Raw genomic sequence first — 12,749 nt, forward strand, 5'->3', positions numbered from 1 at the left:
ATTGATTGATGGGAGAATGGTCGTTGTTTGCATTGGTGTTCGCCTTGGGGTTGAAGCATGGGTTGGATGCGGACCATCTGGCCTGCATCGACGGATTGACGCGATACAATTGGCATAAGCGGAATACCATGGCCCGTTGGGTAGGCACCTTTTTTTCATTGGGGCATGGCTTGGTTGTCACTGGCGTGGCTGTGATCATCGGGGTCGTCAGTCAGATGTTCACCTTCCCTGATTATTTTGATGAAGTGGCTACCTGGATGTCCATTATCACTTTGTTAACGATCGGCACCCTCAACATATTTAATCTGGTGAAATGGACCAATAAGCAGGAGCCGTTTCAACCGCAAGGAGTGAAAGGGAAATGGATTCCCCGCTCCTTGCGCGAAACCAGCAACCCCTTTCTGATCGTCCTGATCGGCGGGGTGTTGGCCCTCGCCGCCGACACGGTGAGCCAAACATCTGTCTGGGCGTTGGCCGCAGGAAATAGTTCCGAGTGGATGCCCCTCATGCTGGGCGTGACGTTTACAGTGGGTATGGTGATCACGGATACACTTGATTCCGTCATCATCTACCGTTCCCTCAAAGGAAGTGATCAAACAAGCAAATGGGTATCACTTACCATGGGATGGTTGATTGTGCTGCTTGCTTACGGCATCGGTTTTTATGAGCTGTTCATCTATTTCAAACCGCAGGCGGAATTGGAGTTAGAATGGCTTGGCGTCGCTTTGTTCACTGTTTTCCTACTCTTCTTTCTCTTCATCGATTGGCAAAAAAAGGACGATGTGCGACGGGATGAAACGGCTTGATTAGACAACGCTTTCTTTCAAACCAACCGGCGATATAGTGGATGAAAGAAAACAGGATCGACACGGGAGTAAGTCGATCCTGTTATTTATGCCCAAAAGGGTTTGTCAGCTATTTAGGGTTGTTCCAGCGTCACGCATGTATGCAGCTGCCGGAGGAAGCGACAAGTATGTTTTCATATTCACGGTCATGCTTCCATATGTTAGTTAAAAAGGTTATGAGTGGGGGAGCGATATGTCCTTAACCGTGTGGCAAGAACATCGTTTTTGGCTACAAATTCTATACGAACACGCGCTGTTTGTGTATGAGAATTTGTCACCAGGAGAAACGGAAGCGGTCACCCAAGCCTGCGCTTTTATGCATGAGTTTTGCGAGCTGCTGTCGGAGCTTTCTGGCATGGATCCCCATGCTCCAGTCCATGCGCCCACGAATGTGGGGTTTGCACAACGGGCGTATGCGGTGGCTAGTCGTTATTGCCAGTTTGAGGAAGGATTGCAAAAGAGGCGAATCAACAACGAGGTGGTGCTTTCGCTGTCACCCAGTTATTTTAACGGAACCTTGCTAGAAGCGAAGGAATACATTCGTTTGCTCTCGTACTATGTGAAAGGGATGCAGCCCCTCATTTGCCATTGTTGTCGCTGTTAAACACGTGGTTGATCGATCAGTTAGGGCATTCCATTCTGTTGATCAACATGCTCGATCCGTTGGAAACGATTGTGGCCACCCGATCCGAGCGATTCAGAAATCTTTTCAGATCCCTTTTGTCGCAAGCCCAGTCCATGGCTATGTTCCCTTATTCTGAATCCGAAATATACCCTCGCCTCGCTTTGTTGGGCCATGAAACGGCAGATGTGGTAAAGCGGTTTTACCGGTATGTGGAGACGGTTACCCGTTTATATCGCAAACGGCAAGTGTTGAATAAAACAACGTTAAGGTTTTTGGAGCATCATTTTAGTGAAACAAATTATTTCCTGATCAAGCTGAGTTACTATTTCCCAGACATCCAGCCATTGCCGGATGGTGGAAGGCTGTATCAATCGGAAGATGACGAAGGAAGACCCCATTCCAGAGACGCTAAAAAGTGATGCCATAGCTTTTGATCGTGACATGGGGGGTTACGCGGATATTGGCCTTGGCCAATGTTTCCGGCCAATTGTTTTGTACCTGTTTCCAAATGGAATAATGATACGCCTGCGCTACCCGGCCCAAGCCCATCGGGTCCAGTCGGTGATGTTGGATTTTGGTTATCAAGCGCTCAAGTTTTTGCTGCAATTGCTTTTCGATGGCCTGTTCCAATTTTCTTCTCTCGGTTTTCATGTCGAACGGGAAGGTGCGCTCAGAGAGATTGGCGGTTAAATCCACTTGAAACTCAAAAAGAAACCTTCCTTTCGCATAAGCGGAGCTGATTTTGTGCCGGTTGACTGTCAGGCTCACATTCATCTGGGATATCGTTGGGTTGTTTGGTGCCATGTTGGGCGGAGCCGTAAACGGCAGCTGCAAGGGGTATTCCGTTCGGTGCTGAAGCAGGAGTAAAAGCGAGCTTTCGTTTTGGTTAAGGGAAGTGGCGTATTTCCCGTCATTGTTCAGCAGAGCGGTGCCCGTAATTGCGTAATCTTGTCCCCGGATGCGCATTTCCGTGAGATAAGGTGTCACCCGGTTGTCCAACATTTGACCGCGAAAATCAATCACGCGGGTAAGCACGGTCGAACTGATTTGATGGGCCGCATCGATTGTGTCGCGGATGGCGATGCCCAAGCGGCCCTTGTCTTGAATCGCGATGTTTTGCAGATCTTCAAGCGAACCGTCCACGACGATCGTTCTGGCGTTGATTTCACTTTTGGGATCGCGGAAAATCACGTCCAGAATAGGAAAGACATTGATTCGTTTCAACATCTGCTTACTGATGATCAGGTTTTGGATTTTGCCGGAGATGACGTTTCCTTGGCTTTGTGAATTGAGCAGTTTTCTGTTTTGCCGAAACGACAAGGCGGTGGACTGCTCGAAATGCGTTTTTTTATTCGCCTCTTCGCGAAATACGGGTGCAGAAGTGACAACGATAATCTTTCCCTCTTCATCCATATCCAACGCGACACTGAGCGGAATATCAGCGTCTTCCAAATAAAGTTGGTCACCGCAACCTGTAAGGGTCAACAGCGACAGGCAGACGAGAATAGCATGACCCCAACGTTTCACATCGCTCTCCTCCTTTGGATCAGATGCCGCAATTGGCTGACCGCCCACAAAAACGCGATAAAACCGAACATAATTAATCCTGCATGGGAAAGCCAATCCTGAAATTGTTCGATCCTTTCATTGGTCATGTCCAAAAAAAGGGAACTAATCGCGATGGCCGCCACCATGAAGAGTAACAGAGGATGGTACGTCGACTTGCGTGTCAGTTGCGTCAAGCCGCGCAATGCCAAATATAGATATGGAATGACGGTCATCAACTGAATGATCGTATAAAAAGAGAGGAATAAGATTTCCAATCTCTCCAAAAAGGCGAACTGGATCGGTTTGAGCAAGGCCAGAGTTGGCCAGATCCACGTTTGTATTTCTCTGTCGCTGAAGATGATATTTGCCAAGATGATTACAAGCAAGTACACCAACATCGACATGGTACAGGCGATCAAAATGCCTTTCGTGGCCTTTTTTTTCTCTTGCAAGTAAGGATACAAGACGAAAGCCATCTCAAATCCGAGAAAGGGGGTAAGCGTCGATTGGACTCCGGTGATAATCGGAAGCCACCCTTCTGCGGCAATGGGCAAGAGATTGAGCCAGTACGCATGATGAACTGAAAATAGAAGCAGCATCGGCATCCACGAGCAGATCAAATAAACAAAGTCCGAGTAGTGGCCGATAGCGATGATGCCGTGCCGGCACAACATGTACACAGGGATCAGAAAAAGCACAAACAACAAAAAGGTGGAGGTGTTTGGCAAGATCCACACCTGGATCAGGAACAGGGTGGCGTATAATGTAGAGAAAGAAGCGTACAAGCCATACACCGCCCACAAGAAGGTGAAGGCGCCTCCCAACCATTTCCCGAAATAGATGGGCAAGATGTCAAATAAGGTTTTGTCGGGATGTTTTTTCATTATGTTAATGATCAACAGGCTGAAGACCATGGTAATGAGCCAACCGATGAGGATGGAAATCCAGCTGTCCCTTCCTGCGAATTTCCCCACCTCGCGTGGAATTGACAATACGGCGATCCCGATTTGCGTTTTATAGATGGTGAATGTAAATTGGCTTAGTGACAATTGTCCCTTTTCCGGCATCTGCATCAGTTCTTCCCACTCTTTCCACTGTGGCCTTGTCTCATGCTTTGCCGGGGATCGGCCGAGATCGGGCGCTTATCCATTTTCCACAAGGGCACCCGGTACCAAGTATCTTTCCAATCGGGGAGACGGATGGGAGCGATCGGGCTACCATAAGGGTATCCCAACGAAGTGGTCGTCACGATGTGGATAGAAAGAATCATCAACCCAATGGCAATACCCACCATCCCGAACATCGAAGCGATGATCATCAGTGGGAAGCGAATCAGGCGGATTGCCGAGGCCATGTCGTAGTTGGGGATGATGTAGGAAGAGATCGCTGTCAATGCCACGATGATCACCATGATGTTGCTCACAATACCGGCTTGAACGGCCGCCTGCCCGATGACGATCCCCCCGACCACCCCGATAGTTTGTCCGATTGGTGATGGAAGTCGCACACCAGCCTCCCGAATCATTTCAATGGTTACTTCCATGATGAATGCTTCCAACAAAGGAGGAAAAGGAACCCTTTCCCTGGATATGCCGATGGAGATCAACAAGTCGATTGGCAAGATTTCATAGTTAAAAGAGATGGTAGCGATATAAAACGCTGGCAAACTGATGGCGATGAGGAAAGCGAAAAAACGCAAGAAACGTAAGAAGGAAGCCAGAATCCAGCGTGCGCTGTAATCATCCACGTTTTGGAAGAAAGAGGTGAAGTTCATCGGACCCACCAGCGCTACAGGGGAGTGGTCGGCGATGATGACGATCCGCCCTTGCAGCAACTGAGAGACAATCGTGTCTGGCCGCTCTGTCTGCATAAACTGGGGAAAAACGGTAAACCAATGATCCTCCAAATACTCCTCCAGTTCCCCGGCGTTGATCAGCGCATCAATTTTGATGCGATTGATCCGGTTTTCCAATTCCTTTACCAGTTCCGGTTGGCAAATGTCACGCAAATAGAGGAGGAACACGGTGGTTTGGCTCCGCTCCCCGACAAGAGTCTTTGTCAACATTAACTCTCGGTGGGGCAAGTAACGCCGGATCATGGCGATATTCATCCCCACAGTTTCTACCAAGCCTTGGTGTCCACCTTTGAGCGTCGATTCTACTTGGGGTTCTTTGATGGACCGTTGCGGCCATCCTTGCGTGTTAAATATGATCGCCCACGATTTCCCATCCACCAACAACACGCTTTTCCCTATAAAGATGGATGATTCGATTTGGTCCATATCGCGTGTAGTTGATGTTTGGTGAATAGGGATGCTGTCTGGGTCAAATGCTGTATTTTCGATCATCAAGGGGCGTAAGATTTGATCATTGATCGCCGTTTTGTCGACCAGATTTTCCAAGTATATTAGAACAGCTTTTTGTCCAGAGGCGTTTCGCATCTCCTTGATGATCAAATCGGGGGAAGAAGCAAACCGCTGTTTCAAGGCGTCCACATTTTCGGCCAGTTTGGTGGAGACAGAAGCTTCACTTGTCTGGGTGTCCCGTTTTTGTCTGCGATTTATTTTTCCGCTTCGAAAAAACATCCTCATTCACCTCTATCCGCCATGCGCGAAATGCTCCTATGAAGCATAGTCTTTGTTATTGTCCGGCTTATTATGAATGTCTTGCTAGAAACAATGGGCAAACGGCTTGTACACAAGGAAACTTTGAGTGTGATGAAAAAGCCACCTCACTCGAAAAGTGAGGTGGCTGTCTGACGGAACCGGCTTAATAGCCGTAGTGATGATAGTAGTGGTGCTTTTTGTGATGGTCGTGTTTTTTGTGGTGATGTTTTTTGTGATGATGTTTTTTCTTGCCTTTTTTGTGGAGATCGATGTCGATGTCAATGTAGATGTTGTTTTTGTTGGAGTTTTTGTTGGAGTTTTTGTTCACATTGACACCCTTCTTGCTGGAATGCTTCTTTTTGTGGTGATGGTCTTCCCAGCAGAAAAAGTAAGCGTTGTACATGCGAATCTCTCCTTTTGAAAATGGTATTTAGTAGACTTGACCGATCGGCTTCGATCAAATCTACCATTGATATATAGATATGTTTTTAGAAGAAAAAGGAGAGGGTGCATGCCGCAGTAAATATGACCAATTTGTACGCAAAATAAAGAAGATTTCGAGGGTTTCTCAGCAAAGGTTCTACACAACTTTTCGAATACTTGCTATGTTATAAGAGTAATAACTGATACTACATGTTATTGCGAAAGCCATATGATATGGAATAGGGAGCCGATAAAATAGGCATAAAATTCCCTTCCTGATCTTTTTCTAGCAGATGGCTTTTGAAATAACCGCAAAGAAAGGTTCTGAGAAGATGAAGTCGGTTTCATTTACATTTCCTTCGTCAGATGGTGTAAAGATCCATGTGAACAAATGGGTGAGTGGGCCCAAGGCGAAAGGAATTGTCCAGATCGCTCATGGGATGGCGGAGCATTCTGGGCGATATGCCGACTTTGCTACGGCATTGACCGAGGCTGGATATCATGTCTATGCCAACGATCACCGCGGACTTGGGAAATCGGCGGGGAATTGCGAAGTCTTGGGGCATTTTGCAGATGAGAATGGCTGGGAGCTTGCAGTTGACGACATGCATCGTTTAACCAAGTTAATCAAGGACGAAGTTCCCAATCTCCCTCTGTTTTTATTTGGCCACAGTATGGGCTCGTTTCTTTCGCGAACCTACATCCACCAGCATGGGGAGGAGCTGGCTGGGCTGATCTTGTCCGGCACAGGAGCGGGTCGGAAGGTGATGAGTTCGTTGGGCATTCTCATCGCCAAAATTGAATGTCGGCTCAGGGGGAAAAGGACTAGAAGTGTGCTGATGAACACGCTTTCTTTCAGCAATTTCAATAAGCCGTTTCAACCCGCTCGCACACCGTTTGATTGGTTGAGCCGCGACCCGCAGGAGGTGGACAAGTATCTGCAAGATCCGCTGTGCGGGGAGGTTCCCACTACCAATTTCTTTTGCGATTTGCTGACAGGGATCAAACAAATGGATGAAGCCGAGGGATTGGCACGTATTCCCAAAGAACTGCCCATATTGTTGCTGTCGGGAGACAAGGACCCAGTTGGGCAAAACGGAAAAGGGGTGCGCAAAACCTATCAGCAATTCAAGCAGATTGGCATCAAAGACGTGGTGCTGAAATTGTATCCGGACGGGCGGCATGAGATGTTAAACGAAACGAACAAAGATGAAGTATACCGGGATATTCTCGCTTGGTTGGACACCCGGGTTACACGTTTATCTGGGCATAGCGAAATGTGAAAAATCGGCGAGTTAAAACCTCCGCTAGTTGGCAGATCAAGCGGAGGTTTTTGGTGCTTTTATGAGGTTGCAGCTGGCTTTGTCCGCTTTGTCGCAATTCTTTGCCGCACGTGGTAGCTAACATATACAAATAGATACCAAACGGGGGCCACGATGAGAGCGATCGCTGTCGAATCAACATAAGCCATCAGGATGACCACAATCCCCAGAAAAGCTAATGCGAAATAAGAAGAATAAGGATAAAGTGGCATGTGGAATGCTTCTGTACGGCTCATTTTGCGAAAGCGCAAGTGGGCGAGCAAGATTAATGCCCAGCTGGTGATCACGGCAACCGTCGCTACAGATGAGATATACAGAAAGACTTTTTCTGGAACAAGGTAGTTCAGTACCACTGCAACGGATAAGAGCAGGGAAGAAAATAGGATGCCCCGTTGCGGTGCATGGGCTTTGTTTAACTTAGTGAATATGCGAGGGGCTTGGCCTTCCAATCCCAAGTGGTATAACATCCGACCAGTGCTGAACAAGCCGCTATTAAAAGCCGACAAAGCGGCGGTAATGACGACGATGTTGAGGATGGTGGCAGTGGCAGGGATGCCGATTTGATCAAAAATCATGACGAATGGGCTGCCTTTTGTGCCGATTTCATTCCAGGGATAGAGCATCAATATGATTGTCAGAGCGCCGACGTAAAAAATCAAGATGCGCCAGATCACTTTATTCACTGCGGCAGGAATGCTTTTGCGCGGATTTTTCGCTTCGCCGGCTGTCATGCCCACCAGTTCGACTCCGCCGAACGAAAAGAACACCAACACCATGGAGAGCAGGAAGCCTTTCCAACCGTACGGCAAGAAACCACCATGGGCAAACAGATTGTCTACTCCAGTTGAAGTGGACCCATGCTCGATCGGTCCGAAAATAAGGAACAATCCTCCTCCCATCATGGCCAGAATGGCAAACACCTTGATGGAAGCGAACCAGAATTCAAGCTCCCCAAACGCTTTGACATGTAACAAGTTAACCAGCGTCATTAGCACCAGAGCGATGAGTGCGGGAACCCATTGCGGCACGCTGGGAAACCAATACTGGAAATAGGTGCCGATCGCTGTCAGTTCGGCCATGCCGACAATAATCCACATAAACCAATAAGTCCATCCTGCTAAGAATCCAGCGAACGGTCCGATGTATCGTCCAGCGTAATGGCTAATAGAGCCAGAGACGGGTTCTGCCAAAGTCATTTCACCCAAGGCGCGCATGATGAAGAAAATGACGACTCCGCCGATAAGATAGGCTAAGGTGATCGCCGGGCCGGTCATTTGGATGGTGGTGGCAGAACCGTAAAACAAACCTGTGCCGATCGCTCCGCCTAAAGCGATCATATGCATGTGTCGCTCATCCAACCCTCTGCGCAATTGATTGTTATGGCTGTCCATCGATTTCAACCCTCCTGTTTACATGTAAAATGGAAACCCCCGCCCGGCAACCAGGCGCAATTCGCCTGATTGCTGAGGCGGGGGGACCGCGGTACCACTCAGCTCTTCCACTTCCTCACGGAAAATGGACTCACTCGTCTCACAGCACCGCCAAACGCAAAAACGCCTCAACGATCAAGGGAATCGGATTTCCCTATGATCGCTGAGGCGACAGGTTCGCGGTACCACTCAGCTTCTCCGTCTACCTCACGGCAGGCGGACTCAACTAGTCTGAAGAGACTCAGCCTGATAACGATGGCCATTCGTCGCATTTTACTGGGGATAAGTTCCCGTTCAAACGCGAAGCTCCGAGGCGAAATTTCAACAAAACGATCGTACTGCCCTTTCAGCCATGGGGCCGTTCTCTGTTGACGATGCTGTTTTGTCTACTTAACCTCTTCATTGCATGTGAAAATGAAATGCTATTTTGATTTTTAATTTAGATAGAATTATATGAGAGAGGATGGTGTCTGTCAATAAAAAATTTTGATCGCATGGTGAAGATGTTTTTTAAGCGAAGATTACTTCTTCAAACACACCTGTTTTATCAAATCCAAGTTTTTGATACCAGCGAATGGCCGTATGCTTTGCGGTTTTTACAGTGAATGCGTCGCGATGTTGCCGATGGACACGACATGGGATTGATTTGACTGCGCAATGAGACATTAGCCATGCAGATGATGGTGCTAAATGACAGAATGTTTTCTCATATGACAGCCAAGCGAGTGAAATGTGTGGTTTTAGCGGTGCGTAGAATACACCGGCTTGCAGATCAAATCAGAGCATATTTAGTAGCGAATCGTCAGAAAGGAATGGATGAAATGCGGATTACATTTAAGAGATTGGGGCGTTGATTAGTCCTTGTCTTTCATCGCAGTAGGGATATGGCATTTTCTTTATACAGCAAATTAACTTAATGATTTTATATTGCTTTATTTTATCTATTATTATAATTATATAGAAATATAATAATTAAGTGTTTGAAAATACATAAAGGAGGGATCGATGATGAAAAAAATTATGTTTGTTGTTTTTGCATTATCTCTTATTGTTGCTCAATCTATGTTCATTAATCAAGGATATGCTGAAACCAATATTGTAAAAGAAATCAGTAGAAAAGATGCTCTGAAAGCCAGTGGGAACTTTTTAAAAATGAGAAATGAATGGCAAGGAGCAAAATTAGAGATCTTGACAGATTTGTACGACTTTGAAGGAAATCGTGTAGCCTATTATATAGTAGCTGAACAAAATGGGAAAGAATTGGGTAATATGGTTGTAGCCGATTCTACTGATCGTGGTCCGGTTATTGAATTTGGGAATGATCCTTCCTATACAACGGATATCAAAAAAATGCTTGATGAAGGGAAAAACGTATATTATGTTGGGCCTTTTCAATTCATGGGTGCTATAGATACAGAGGATTTGCAAAGACAATCAAATGAAAAGAAAAATATGATTTTAAAAAGGGTTAAACAGAAAATAAAAGGAAATTCCCAAGTTATTGAGGAAATAGAAAGAGAACACAATTTTAAGAAAATACCTACGAGTTACAAAGAAAGCAGTGTTGAATGGAATAGCCTTTTAACAGACGAGAGTAATATTAAGCCATTGGCTATTACTGCAAAAAAATTGGATATTCCAAGAATTAGTCAATATATCAGTGGCGTTTCGCATCCTAATTCTTCATGTGGTCCTACAGCTGCTGCGATGATTACGAATTACTATGACAGCCGTGGTTATAATGTAAGGGGCACCGCTTACTATGGTACTCATGCCTCTTTAATCAATCATTTATATAGCGAATTTGGTAGTACGATCATAGGAACAACGGCTGGAGATTTTGCAAATGGATTTGATAAACATTTAGAACATGATACACCTGGAAAATGGACTGTTTCTAGACCTGCTGCGGAAGGAAACTTCGGTACGTATAAAGCGCATATTGATGGAAATGCTCCTGTGGCTGTTTTATCAGGTAAAATCTACAGCCCATTAATTGATGAAGAATGGCATTGGTTGGTCGGTTCTGGATATGACAATACTAATGGCTCATATGCTTGGTTAATTGATCCAAGCCGTCCGACTAGTTCATATGATCGATATGTGAAATGGGTTGATCATGATCAGGATTGGACGCTTGTATTTTCATGTTATAACTGGTAAATGAAAATCCCCCCTCTTGGTTGAGGGGGGATGATGAGAGGATGAAAAAATGATTCTATCTTCAAAGTCGCTTCTATTTATTTCTTATGCGTTGGTGGTTTTAATCACCATATTCATGATCTATTTTGCAAGTAAAGGTAAAAAGCCATGGTTGGTGGTGATTCCATACTTAGCTACGATTGTGGTTGAGTATATCTTTGTAGAGAAACCCATTACCTCGCCAAGTGGTATAATCATATTAATATTTTTAAATATCTTAGTGGGAATAACACACCTTGTGACTTATTTTATTTTTAGAAAAGATAAATAATGTAGTTACATGACTTTTATATTCGCGAATACAAAGGCTCGCTCCATGAAGGAACGGGTTTTTTTGTTTCTCGTAATTAGCAGATGCGCCCATAATGGTATAGACAACTATACTAATATACGTTAAACTAACAATATACTGAATATTTTATTGTTTTTGCAGATTAAAAGAGGAGAGATGGAAATGAACATAACGAATAGGGGAAAACGGGGTGCGGTCATTACATTTCTCATCGTGGCAATGATTTTTAGTTTGTCGACAGCAACGTTTACACCCTTGCATGCGTCTGCATCCGGTGATGAAGTGAAGGCGCCGCTGAAGAAGGAAAGCACCAATGCGCCGGCCCGCAGGTATGTGGCTTATGCCAGCACATGGAATACAAGCATTTACGATTTAACGCCCGTTAATATCCCCAATTACATCACCAATGTGAATCTTTCCTTTGCCAGACCCGACACCGCTTACCGTAAAGGATCATATGAATTTGATCAGGCCGTTGCCGGCTTTGAATTCGTCGAAGGGGCGACCACTTATAATGGCCAGAAGAAATTTACTCCCCAACAGGCACGTGACTTACGTGACAATATCGCGGCCTTAAAAGCGCGCGGCACAGAGGTATGGGTGTCGGTTGGTGGCTGGGCGTATAGCCAAGGTAGCCAATGGGCCAACTTCAGTGCATCGCGTGTGGTTGACCTGGCGCTTGATTTGGGTGCGTCAGGCGTCGATATCGACTGGGAATCGAGTGGCAGTCTTTGCAACAAGCTGGAGGAAGAGCGGTTCAGTTGTACCAAGGATGGTGAGATTGCTTGGATCATCACTAGCCTCTACAATGAAATCCAAGCACGTGGTGCCGATTTGAAGATTTCGATCGCTGGTTGGTCGACCGGAGCTTATTATGTCAAGGGCACGCCGTTTGAAGAAGGAAAAGTGCAGTGGGGCTCGCCGTTTGGCGGAACGATGTATCGCGTGGTAAAGGATCATGGCGACAAGATCGACTTCATCAACCTGATGTCCTATGATGCCGGTGATTATTATGATCCGCGTGAAGGGTACGAATCGTACCGAGCCATTTATGACGGTCCCATCAATATCGGCATGGAAATCGCCCCCGAAGGGTCTGGCGGAGCGGTACTTGAAGTGGAGGCGCCGCCTGGAACCGTCTACGATGCGGAGATGCTCACAGGTCAGAATAATATCGCTACCCGATACTACAACGTCGAAACGATGGTCAATTACATCAAGTATAAAGGTAAAGCCAATGACGGCTTTATGCTTTGGCAGCTCTGGAAACAACGCGTCCATCAACCGGCACCGAGTGGGGCGGCCACCGAAAATAGTGCAGGCCAATACGTTTGCCGCAATCTTCCGTTGGCGGGGGACTGCAATCAAACCATCCCTGACCTGCCAAAGCTAATTCCTTAACAACGATCGAAAATGATGACAAAGGCGAGTTTATGCTCGCCTTTGTTTCGTTTGGA

At 46.2% G+C, this 12,749-nt stretch carries 11 protein-coding genes and 1 other annotated feature; of the genes, 7 read left to right on the forward strand and 4 right to left on the reverse strand.

All coding sequences use genetic code 11. From position 1 onward, the window contains the following. Positions 1–8: 8 nt before the first annotated feature. From NYR52_RS07750 to NYR52_RS07760, 3 genes are all read left to right on the forward strand, one after another. Complete coding sequence (locus NYR52_RS07750) at positions 9–806, forward strand: HoxN/HupN/NixA family nickel/cobalt transporter (protein WP_259436741.1); 798 nt, start codon at positions 9–11, stop codon at positions 804–806. 232 nt (positions 807–1,038) lie between these two features. Next, positions 1,039–1,449, forward strand: coding sequence for a DUF2935 domain-containing protein (locus tag NYR52_RS07755; RefSeq protein ID WP_259436634.1), 411 nt, complete (start codon positions 1,039–1,041; stop codon positions 1,447–1,449). After that, complete coding sequence (locus tag NYR52_RS07760; protein WP_259436635.1) at positions 1,428–1,889, forward strand: DUF2935 domain-containing protein; 462 nt, start codon at positions 1,428–1,430, stop codon at positions 1,887–1,889. Before NYR52_RS07755 ends, NYR52_RS07760 begins: the two co-directional genes overlap by 22 nt. Here the strand turns inward: NYR52_RS07760 and NYR52_RS07765 are convergent. The 3 genes from NYR52_RS07765 to NYR52_RS07775 are packed head-to-tail and all read right to left on the reverse strand — an operon-like array spanning position 1,879 to position 5,602. Beyond that, positions 1,879–2,997 (reverse strand): Ger(x)C family spore germination protein, encoded by a 1,119-nt coding sequence (locus NYR52_RS07765; RefSeq protein ID WP_259436636.1) that lies wholly within the window; start codon positions 2,995–2,997, stop codon positions 1,879–1,881. The two genes, NYR52_RS07760 and NYR52_RS07765, sit on opposite strands and share 11 nt — an antisense overlap. Then, positions 2,994–4,091 carry a GerAB/ArcD/ProY family transporter gene (locus NYR52_RS07770; protein ID WP_259436637.1) on the reverse strand — a complete coding sequence of 366 codons (1,098 nt, stop codon included), beginning with the start codon at positions 4,089–4,091 and terminating at the stop codon, positions 2,994–2,996. The genes NYR52_RS07765 and NYR52_RS07770 overlap by 4 nt, the downstream gene beginning before the upstream one ends. Next, a complete protein-coding gene (locus tag NYR52_RS07775; RefSeq protein ID WP_259436638.1) occupies positions 4,091–5,602 on the reverse strand; it encodes a spore germination protein in 1,512 nt (503 codons plus the stop codon). The genes NYR52_RS07770 and NYR52_RS07775 overlap by 1 nt, the downstream gene beginning before the upstream one ends. 223 nt (positions 5,603–5,825) lie before the next feature. Between NYR52_RS07775 and NYR52_RS07780 the strand changes: the two genes are divergently transcribed. Together NYR52_RS07780 and NYR52_RS07785 are read left to right on the forward strand one after the other, a co-directional pair. Beyond that, on the forward strand, positions 5,826–6,044 hold the full coding sequence (locus tag NYR52_RS07780) for a hypothetical protein (RefSeq protein WP_259436639.1): 219 nt from the start codon (positions 5,826–5,828) through the stop codon (positions 6,042–6,044). A 385-nt stretch (positions 6,045–6,429) separates the two neighbouring features. After that, positions 6,430–7,329 carry an alpha/beta hydrolase gene (locus NYR52_RS07785; protein ID WP_259436640.1) on the forward strand — a complete coding sequence of 300 codons (900 nt, stop codon included), beginning with the start codon at positions 6,430–6,432 and terminating at the stop codon, positions 7,327–7,329. 59 nt (positions 7,330–7,388) lie between these two features. Here NYR52_RS07785 and NYR52_RS07790 read toward each other — a convergent pair whose 3' ends face one another. Then, positions 7,389–8,759 carry an amino acid permease gene (locus NYR52_RS07790; RefSeq protein WP_259436641.1) on the reverse strand — a complete coding sequence of 457 codons (1,371 nt, stop codon included), beginning with the start codon at positions 8,757–8,759 and terminating at the stop codon, positions 7,389–7,391. A gap of 200 nt (positions 8,760–8,959) precedes the next feature. Further along, positions 8,960–9,210: a binding site (T-box leader), on the reverse strand. Positions 9,211–9,803: 593 nt separating this feature from the next. On the opposite strand from NYR52_RS07790, the gene NYR52_RS07795 reads away from it, so the two are divergent. Continuing rightward, a complete protein-coding gene (locus tag NYR52_RS07795) occupies positions 9,804–10,961 on the forward strand; it encodes a C39 family peptidase (protein ID WP_259436642.1) in 1,158 nt (385 codons plus the stop codon). Positions 10,962–11,454: 493 nt separating this feature from the next. Next, positions 11,455–12,693, forward strand: a complete 1,239-nt coding sequence (locus tag NYR52_RS07800; RefSeq protein ID WP_259436643.1) for a glycosyl hydrolase family 18 protein — start codon at positions 11,455–11,457, stop codon at positions 12,691–12,693. Positions 12,694–12,749: the final 56 nt, after the last annotated feature.

This window comes from Laceyella sacchari (assembly GCF_024927925.1).
Taxonomy (GTDB): Bacteria; Bacillota; Bacilli; order Thermoactinomycetales; family Thermoactinomycetaceae; genus Laceyella; species Laceyella sacchari.

Coding starts and splice junctions, on each gene's coding strand:
- NYR52_RS07750 (WP_259436741.1), top strand. CDS start 9: ATGGGAGAATGGTCGTTGTTTGCATTGGTGTTCGCCTTGGGGTTGAAG.
- NYR52_RS07755 (WP_259436634.1), top strand. CDS start 1,039: ATGTCCTTAACCGTGTGGCAAGAACATCGTTTTTGGCTACAAATTCTA.
- NYR52_RS07770 (WP_259436637.1), bottom strand. CDS start 4,091: ATGCAGATGCCGGAAAAGGGACAATTGTCACTAAGCCAATTTACATTC.
- NYR52_RS07775 (WP_259436638.1), bottom strand. CDS start 5,602: ATGTTTTTTCGAAGCGGAAAAATAAATCGCAGACAAAAACGGGACACC.
- NYR52_RS07780 (WP_259436639.1), top strand. CDS start 5,826: ATGGTCGTGTTTTTTGTGGTGATGTTTTTTGTGATGATGTTTTTTCTT.
- NYR52_RS07790 (WP_259436641.1), bottom strand. CDS start 8,759: ATGGACAGCCATAACAATCAATTGCGCAGAGGGTTGGATGAGCGACAC.
- NYR52_RS07795 (WP_259436642.1), top strand. CDS start 9,804: ATGATGAAAAAAATTATGTTTGTTGTTTTTGCATTATCTCTTATTGTT.
- NYR52_RS07800 (WP_259436643.1), top strand. CDS start 11,455: ATGAACATAACGAATAGGGGAAAACGGGGTGCGGTCATTACATTTCTC.